The following is a 4,753-nucleotide window of genomic DNA, read 5'->3' on the forward strand; positions in this document are numbered from 1 at the left end:
ACGCTCAATTAATTGATGACGTAGCGGGTGTGACGCTAGCAAGTGCATCTTCATTAGACAAAGACATCTCAGGCGAAACTAAAGTGAACCAAGCATCAGTAGTTGGGGAAGCTGTAGCTAAAAAAGCCGTAGAAAAAGGAATTAAAAAAGTAGTCTTTGACCGTGGTGGATACCTTTACCATGGCCGTGTGCAAGCTTTAGCTGAAGCTGCCCGCGAAAATGGACTAGAATTTTAAAAAAAGGAGGAATACCACACATGGTTTACATCGATCCAACTCACTTGGAATTAGAAGATCGTGTTGTTTCAATCAACCGCGTAACTAAAGTTGTTAAAGGTGGACGCCGTTTACGTTTTGCTGCATTAGTTGTTGTCGGAGATAAAAATGGACACGTAGGTTTCGGTACTGGTAAAGCACAAGAAGTACCTGAAGCTATCCGCAAAGCAATCGAAGACGCTAAAAAGAATCTTATTGAAGTACCTATGGTCGAAAGTACGATTCCTCATGAAGTTATCGGACGTTACAGCGGCGGAAACATCTTAATGAAACCTGCTAAAGAAGGTTCTGGAGTATCTGCTGGTGGTCCAGTACGTGCAATCTTAGAACTTGCTGGTGTCGCTGATATCACAAGTAAATCTTTAGGATCAAGCACACCGATCAACATGGTTCGTGCAACAGTTCAAGGATTACAACAATTAAAACGCGTTGAAGAAGTTGCAAAACTTCGTAACAAATCTGTAGAAGAAATTCTAGGATAAAAGGAGGACAACAAGAAATGGCTAATTTAGAAATCACTTTAAAACGTAGCGTTATCGGACGTCCTCAAAATCAACGTGATACAGTTAAAGCATTAGGTTTGAAAAAAACTAATACTTCTGTAGTTAAACCTGCTAATGATGCTATCAAAGGTATGGTCAACACAATTTCACATTTAGTGGACGTTAAAGAAGTTTAAAAAAGAACGAAATCTTTTATTGAAGGAGGTGCCCAATCTATATGAAACTTCATGAATTAACATATGCTGAAGGTTCTCGTAAAGAACGCAATCGCGTTGGACGTGGATCTTCATCAGGTAATGGTAAAACTTCAGGTCGTGGTCAAAAAGGACAAAAATCACGTTCAGGTGGTGGCGTACGTCTAGGGTTCGAAGGTGGACAAACACCATTGTTCCGTCGTTTACCAAAACGTGGATTTACAAACATCAACCGCAAAGAATATGCAATTGTAAACCTTGAAACCTTAAACCGTTTTGAAGATGGTACAGAAGTAACTCCAGCTATGCTGGTTGAAGCTGGTATCGTTAAAGCTGAAAAATCTGGGATTAAAGTTTTGGGTAACGGCCAAGTTGAACGTAAACTGACTGTTAAAGCAAGCAAATTCTCTCAAGCAGCTAAAGAAGCGATTGAAGCTGCTGGTGGTTCAATCGAGGTGATCTAATGTTCACACTTTTGAAAACAGCTTTTCAAGCAAAAGACATTAGAAAAAGAATTCTCTTCACACTGGGTATTTTAATTATCTTTCGCATTGGGACACATTTAACGGTTCCTGGTGTGAATGCTTCAGCCTTACAAGGTCTTTCGACTTCGTCGAATGGATTGTTCGGTTTGTTAAATACCTTTGGTGGGGGAGCGTTGAGCCAGTTTTCTATTTTTGCTTTAGGTGTTTCTCCTTATATCACTGCTTCGATCGTGATCCAATTATTGCAGATGGATATTATTCCTAAGTTTGTTGAATGGTCAAAACAAGGAGAAGTAGGACGCAGAAAATTAAATCAGGTAACGAGATATGTTACGATCGGCTTGGCATTTGTTCAAGCAATCGGTATCTCTTTCGGATTTAATGCTCTCACAGGCGAAGGATTGATCAAAGATCCTGGAACTGCTACTTATCTGACAATTGCGATTATTTTAACAGCTGGAACGATGTTTGTGATGTGGTTAGGGGAACAAATCACGGTTAAAGGTTTTGGTAATGGGGTATCAATGATTATCTTTTCAGGAATCGTTGCAAAAATACCGACTGATGTAGCCACTTATTACAATACACAGATCCGCAATGCCGGTGATCAATTAACGACAGCTATTATTTTCTCTGTCGCATTAGTGATTGCCATTGCGATCGTAGCGATTGTAGTAGTTTATATCGAAAATGCAAAACGTAAAATACCGGTTCAATATTCGAAACGTGCAACTGGCACAAGCCAAAGTTCACATTTACCCTTAAAAGTAAACTCTGCCGGCGTAATTCCAGTTATTTTTGCAAGTTCATTTATTATGACGCCACAAACTTTGTTAGGATTCTTTAGTCAGAATTATGGCGATGCTCAGTGGTTTGTCATCTTGAATAAGATCTTTAATATGCAAGAACCGATTGGAGCTGCTTTGTACATTCTACTGATCGTAGTCTTTACTTATTTCTACGCATTCATTCAAGTGAATCCGGAGAAAGTGGCAGAAAACTTACAAAAACAAGGTGGTTATATTCCAAGTGTGCGTCCTGGTAAACCGACACAAGACTATATTTCAAGCACATTGACACGCTTAAGTACAGTCGGAGCTCTTTACTTAGGAATTATTGCATTACTGCCGATTATTGCCTCAGGTTTATGGAATTTGCCTCATTCACTAGCTCTTGGTGGTACCAGCCTACTGATCGTAGTCGGTGTTGCTTTGGATTCAGTGAGACAATTAGAAGGTCAAATGATTAAACGTAGTTACCAAGGCTTTATACAATAAGAAGAACGTGTTGGGGAACTATCCTCAGCACCGATTCTTACATTAATAGGAGGGAAAATGATGAATCTCATTTTAATAGGTCTTCCTGGTGCAGGAAAAGGAACGCAAGCTGAACAAATTGTCGACACGTATCACGTGCCGCATATTTCAACAGGGGATATGTTCCGTGCTGCTATCAAAAATGAAACTGCCTTAGGATTAGAAGCAAAAACCTATATGGATAAAGGCGAATTAGTACCTGATGAAGTGACTAACGGTATTGTAAAAGAACGTTTAGCTGAAGCAGATACTGAAGTAGGCTTTTTACTAGATGGGTATCCAAGAACGCTGAATCAAGCGGAAGCTTTGGAAAGCAATCTGAAAGAACTAAATAAAGATTTAGATGCTGTTATTTACATTAATGTAAATAAAGACATTTTAATGGAACGTTTGACTGGACGGTTTATTTGTCGGACATGCGGTGCAACTTATCATAAACTCTATAATCCTCCAAAGGTGGCTGGAACTTGTGATCGTTGCGGTGGACATGACTTTTATCAAAGAGAAGATGATAAACCTGAAACTGTTGAAAAACGTATTGATGTTAACCTTGAGTCAACAAATACGCTAGTAGATTTCTATTCAAAACGCAATGTCTTGCATACCGTTAATGGCGAAGCAGAACTTCATGACGTGTTCAAAGAGATTCAAAACATTATTGCCGATGTTGAAAAATAATCGCATGCACTAATGAGACTAGCTTTTAACTCGTTTTGATACCTGATCCGCATTGAAGCGGTCAATGAAAGTAAGCATAGCGATAGTCTGCAGCAAACTTGTTACTATATTAATTTTATGGTATAATGTGCCAGGTGTTGACTTTTCAATGCTGTTATGTTGTGATATAATTAATAGGTTAAGATGAAAACAGAAGGTGAGGGCTCAGGCGCTCACTGTTTATCGCGTTTAAAATGCGAAACACTTTTAAGGAGGTACGAGGCGTGGCGAAAGACGATGTCATTGAAATAGAAGGAACAGTCGTTGAAACTTTGCCGAATGCAATGTTTAAAGTCGAACTTGAAAATGGCCATATTGTATTGGCACATGTTTCAGGAAAAATTCGGATGCACTACATTAGAATCCTACCCGGAGATAAAGTAACAGTTGAATTGTCACCGTATGATCTAACCCGTGGGCGCATTACCTATCGCTTTAAATAATTGTACTCCGTCAATCAAAATGGGAGGTATAGTTCATGAAAGTAAGACCATCAGTTAAGAAAATTTGTGACAAATGTAAAGTTATCCGACGTAATGGTCATGTTATGGTGATTTGTGAAAATCCTAAACATAAACAACGTCAAGGTTAATCAAGTTAAATTATCAGGAGGTGTAATCTAAATGGCTCGTATTGCTGGTGTGGATATTCCGCGTGACAAACGTGTAGTAATTTCCCTAACATATATATATGGAATCGGTAAAACAACAGCTCAACAAGTATTGACTGCTGCTGGAGTATCCGAAGAAATCCGTGTAAATGAATTAACAAATGATCAATTAGATGCTATTCGTGCAGAAATCGATAAGTTGAAAATTGAAGGTGATCTTCGTCGTGAAGTCAGCCAAAACGTTAAACGTTTAATTGAAATCGGCTCTTACAGAGGTATGCGTCATCGTCGTGGTTTACCAGTCCGTGGACAAAACACGAAAAACAACGCACGTACTCGTAAAGGTCCGTCAAAATCAATCGCAGGTAAGAAAAAATAATAATTAAGTAAGGAGGTCAACCTTCATGGTCAAAAAAGTTGTACGTAAACGCCGTGTGAAAAAAAATATTGAAAGTGGAATAGCTCATATTCGCTCTACTTTTAACAACACAATTGTAATGATTACAGATGTTCATGGAAATGCAGTTGCATGGTCTTCTGCAGGAGCTTTAGGCTTCCGTGGTTCTAAAAAATCAACTCCATTCGCAGCTCAAATGGCAGCAGAAACAGCCGCTAAAGTATGTATGGAAAATGGTATGAAAAATGTAGAAGTT

10 protein-coding genes are annotated in these 4,753 nt (G+C 38.9%); all 10 read left to right on the forward strand.

Translation table 11 applies throughout. From position 1 onward, the window contains the following. Positions 1-236, forward strand: a 236-nt coding sequence (rplR, locus tag RT405_RS11815; RefSeq protein WP_313469916.1) for a 50S ribosomal protein L18, incomplete at its 5' end; no start/stop codon positions are given. A gap of 20 nt (positions 237-256) precedes the next feature. Beyond that, complete coding sequence (gene rpsE / locus RT405_RS11820; protein WP_035031146.1) at positions 257-757, forward strand: 30S ribosomal protein S5; 501 nt, start codon at positions 257-259, stop codon at positions 755-757. 17 nt (positions 758-774) lie between these two features. Then, positions 775-954: a 50S ribosomal protein L30 gene (gene rpmD, locus RT405_RS11825; RefSeq protein WP_035031149.1), complete on the forward strand. Its 180-nt coding sequence runs from the start codon at positions 775-777 to the stop codon at positions 952-954. 41 nt (positions 955-995) lie between these two features. Further along, positions 996-1,436 (forward strand): 50S ribosomal protein L15, encoded by a 441-nt coding sequence (gene rplO / locus RT405_RS11830; RefSeq protein WP_035031151.1) that lies wholly within the window; start codon positions 996-998, stop codon positions 1,434-1,436. After that, positions 1,436-2,734, forward strand: a complete 1,299-nt coding sequence (secY, locus tag RT405_RS11835) for a preprotein translocase subunit SecY (RefSeq protein WP_313469917.1) — start codon at positions 1,436-1,438, stop codon at positions 2,732-2,734. The genes rplO and secY overlap by 1 nt, the downstream gene beginning before the upstream one ends. 60 nt (positions 2,735-2,794) lie before the next feature. Then, a complete protein-coding gene (locus RT405_RS11840) occupies positions 2,795-3,451 on the forward strand; it encodes an adenylate kinase (protein ID WP_313469919.1) in 657 nt (218 codons plus the stop codon). A 263-nt stretch (positions 3,452-3,714) separates the two neighbouring features. Further along, positions 3,715-3,933, forward strand: a complete 219-nt coding sequence (infA, locus tag RT405_RS11845; RefSeq protein ID WP_034551736.1) for a translation initiation factor IF-1 — start codon at positions 3,715-3,717, stop codon at positions 3,931-3,933. Positions 3,934-3,968: 35 nt separating this feature from the next. Next, the gene (gene rpmJ / locus RT405_RS11850) at positions 3,969-4,082 is read left to right on the forward strand and encodes a 50S ribosomal protein L36 (RefSeq protein ID WP_035031159.1); all 114 of its coding nucleotides are present in this window, start codon (positions 3,969-3,971) and stop codon (positions 4,080-4,082) included. A 31-nt stretch (positions 4,083-4,113) separates the two neighbouring features. Beyond that, positions 4,114-4,479, forward strand: a complete 366-nt coding sequence (gene rpsM, locus RT405_RS11855; RefSeq protein WP_313469923.1) for a 30S ribosomal protein S13 — start codon at positions 4,114-4,116, stop codon at positions 4,477-4,479. Between the two features lie 25 nt (positions 4,480-4,504). After that, the coding region (rpsK, locus tag RT405_RS11860) for a 30S ribosomal protein S11 (RefSeq protein WP_313469924.1) at positions 4,505-4,753 on the forward strand (249 nt) is incomplete at its 3' end.

Origin of the sequence: Carnobacterium sp. (assembly GCF_032094055.1) — a bacterium.
Lineage (GTDB): Bacteria > Bacillota > Bacilli > Lactobacillales > Carnobacteriaceae > Carnobacterium_A.

Excerpts from the sequence above, each read along its gene's own strand:
- rpsE (WP_035031146.1), top strand. The coding sequence starts at position 257 with ATGGTTTACATCGATCCAACTCACTTGGAATTAGAAGATCGTGTTGTT.
- rpmD (WP_035031149.1), top strand. The coding sequence starts at position 775 with ATGGCTAATTTAGAAATCACTTTAAAACGTAGCGTTATCGGACGTCCT.
- rplO (WP_035031151.1), top strand. The coding sequence starts at position 996 with ATGAAACTTCATGAATTAACATATGCTGAAGGTTCTCGTAAAGAACGC.
- secY (WP_313469917.1), top strand. The coding sequence starts at position 1,436 with ATGTTCACACTTTTGAAAACAGCTTTTCAAGCAAAAGACATTAGAAAA.
- RT405_RS11840 (WP_313469919.1), top strand. The coding sequence starts at position 2,795 with ATGAATCTCATTTTAATAGGTCTTCCTGGTGCAGGAAAAGGAACGCAA.
- rpmJ (WP_035031159.1), top strand. The coding sequence starts at position 3,969 with ATGAAAGTAAGACCATCAGTTAAGAAAATTTGTGACAAATGTAAAGTT.
- rpsM (WP_313469923.1), top strand. The coding sequence starts at position 4,114 with ATGGCTCGTATTGCTGGTGTGGATATTCCGCGTGACAAACGTGTAGTA.